This is a genomic window from Nitrospira sp. BLG_2, from assembly GCF_049222245.1.
The window spans coordinates 1-2,257 of the sequence record NZ_JBLYIG010000500.1; the positions used below are offsets into that span (position 1 = coordinate 1).

The 2,257-nt window shown below is 56.2% G+C and carries 3 protein-coding genes and 1 pseudogene; all 4 read left to right on the forward strand.

From position 1 onward, the window contains the following. Window positions 1-246 (forward strand): annotated as a pseudogene (locus ACOSYY_RS13590) (hypothetical protein); the annotation flags it as partial. 54 nt (window positions 247-300) lie between these two features. Next, a complete protein-coding gene (locus tag ACOSYY_RS13595; protein ID WP_421663046.1) occupies window positions 301-672 on the forward strand; it encodes an NADH-quinone oxidoreductase subunit A in 372 nt (123 codons plus the stop codon). Window positions 673-804: 132 nt separating this feature from the next. Continuing rightward, window positions 805-1,284, forward strand: coding sequence for an NADH-quinone oxidoreductase subunit B (locus ACOSYY_RS13600; protein ID WP_090746045.1), 480 nt, complete (start codon window positions 805-807; stop codon window positions 1,282-1,284). Window positions 1,285-1,389: 105 nt separating this feature from the next. Next, window positions 1,390-2,257, forward strand: an 868-nt coding sequence (locus ACOSYY_RS13605) for an NADH-quinone oxidoreductase subunit C (protein WP_421663048.1), incomplete at its 3' end; no start/stop codon positions are given.

Below are 2,257 nucleotides of genomic sequence, written 5' to 3' on the forward strand. Positions count from 1 at the left end.
CTCCAGACAACCGGATTCACGAACCAGATGAGTTTTCTCATGGGGCTCGGCGTCGAACAGATGCTCGCGGAGTTGGAACAAGACAGTCCGCAGTTCAAAGCGGCTATTCATTTGCTAAGACCGAACGGGATGGGCACGACATTCAAGGTCCTCATCCAACACAAGGGAATCCCGCGGCCTGCACTCGACGGCTTACAATACAAACCGTTCTTTGGTTCGGCGCTCACAACGCAATCCGCCGCGTGAGGTATTTCGCATGACGACATCACCGACGTCCAATCATATGCTCTGAGGTCTACTATGGGTGACTCAGCCGTTCCGGAAAACTATATCCCGATCCTCATTTTTATCGGGGTGGGTATTGCACTCGGTACGCTGCCCCTCTTGATCGGGAAGTTTGTCCGTCCCAGCCAGCCCTATCAGGCGAAGTTAGCTCCGTACGAGAGCGGAAGTCCGCTCTTTCAGGACGCTCGCGTACAGTTTCCGATGCGGTACTACATCATCGCGATGCTCTTTGTCATTTTTGATATCGAGATCGTCTTCATGTTTCCCTGGGCCGTTGCATTCAACAGTTTGGGGCTGGTTGGATTAATAGAGATGGTCCTGTTCATCGCCATCCTCGTGGTCGGGTTTTGGTACGCATGGAAAAAAGGAGCACTCGAATGGGACTGAGCGGGTCCTGTCGTCGGCCGACCCATTCGTCCTCGCTCCACCCATCCCCCGGTGGGTCCCTTTCGCTGCGGGCGAATGGGTCTTGGTGCCGACGCCACCCGCTCACCATTCTCGCCGGAGGAAGGTAAGAGGATGAGTCTATTGGAGCGGCAATTTGACGCGAATATCGTGACGACGAACCTGGACGCGGTCGTCAACTGGGCAAGGAAGTCGGCGTTGTGGCCCATGACCTTCGGACTGGCTTGCTGCGCCATTGAAATGATCGCCAGCGTCTCCTCCCGATATGACCTGGACCGCTTCGGCGCCGGTGTCTTTCGCGCCTCTCCCAGGCAGTCGGACCTCATGATTGTCGCGGGGACGGTCTCGCGCAAGATGGCGCCGGTCATTCGACGTATCTACGACCAAATGCCCGAGCCTCGATATGTGATCTGCATGGGCTCATGCGCGACTTCTGGCAACCACTACAACAGCTATGCGGTCGTCCAAGGCGTGGATCAGATCGTGCCGGTGGATGTCTATGTGCCCGGGTGCCCGCCGAGACCGGAAGCCTTGCTGGACGGACTGCTGAAATTACAGGAGAAGATCCAACGAGAGAGAGTGTTCGTGAAATGAGTTCGTAAAGGATGCAAAATGGGAAGTTCTAGAGTTTAAAACTCCTCTTGGCAGACTCCAAACTTGTAGACTTTCCAACACTTGCACGCGACGACCGAAGGAACCATGCAATCCCTCACCGAAACGTTGCTCAAAAAGTTCCCGGAGGCGGTGCTCTCCGTCGATGTCGACACGGCTCGATCGGAAGTAATCGTTCAGGTCGCTGCGCCGAGAATCTTGGAGGTCGCTCGTTTTTTGCACGATGACCCGGAGGCTTGTTTCGATCATATCACCGATATCTGCTCCGCCGACTATCCGGCCGATCAGCAACGGTTTGAAGTCATCTATCTCTTGTTGTCGCTCCCGCACGGCAGACGGATTCGGCTGAAAACACGGGTTACCGAAGACAACCCATCGCTGGATTCAGTCACAAGCGTCTGGCGCGGCGCGATGTTCTTAGAACGTGAAGTCTACGACATGATGGGAATTCGCTTTTCAGGCCACCCCGACCTACGCCGCATCCTCCTGCCGGAAGACTACGCGGAAGGATATCCGTTGCGGAAGGACTTTCCGACGGAAGGCCGAGGGTGGCGGAGTCAATTCGACTTTATCCCGCGTCTCGATGAACCGCCGGTCGAGCACATCGAAAGCGAGGTTCCCGAGGCTGAGAAGAAATTGTTTCTTGCCGAGCCGACCGGATCATCGAACCGGCGGGAAGAACTGTTGCTGAATATGGGTCCTCAACACCCGAGCACGCACGGCGTGGTGCGGGTCGTTCTCGAGCTGGACGGAGAGCGGATCGTCAAGGCGACGCCCGATCTGGGATACCTCCATCGGGGCGTCGAGAAACTGGCCGAAGGCCTCGCCTACATGCAAATCATCCCCCATACCGACCGGCTCGACTATGTCTGCGCGATGGCCAACAATTATGCCTATGTGCGCGCCGTTGAAAAGCTCATCGGTATTACCGTGCCTGAACGAGCCGAGTATATCC

Excerpts from the sequence above, each read along its gene's own strand:
- ACOSYY_RS13595 (WP_421663046.1), top strand. The coding sequence starts at position 301 with ATGGGTGACTCAGCCGTTCCGGAAAACTATATCCCGATCCTCATTTTT.
- ACOSYY_RS13600 (WP_090746045.1), top strand. The coding sequence starts at position 805 with ATGAGTCTATTGGAGCGGCAATTTGACGCGAATATCGTGACGACGAAC.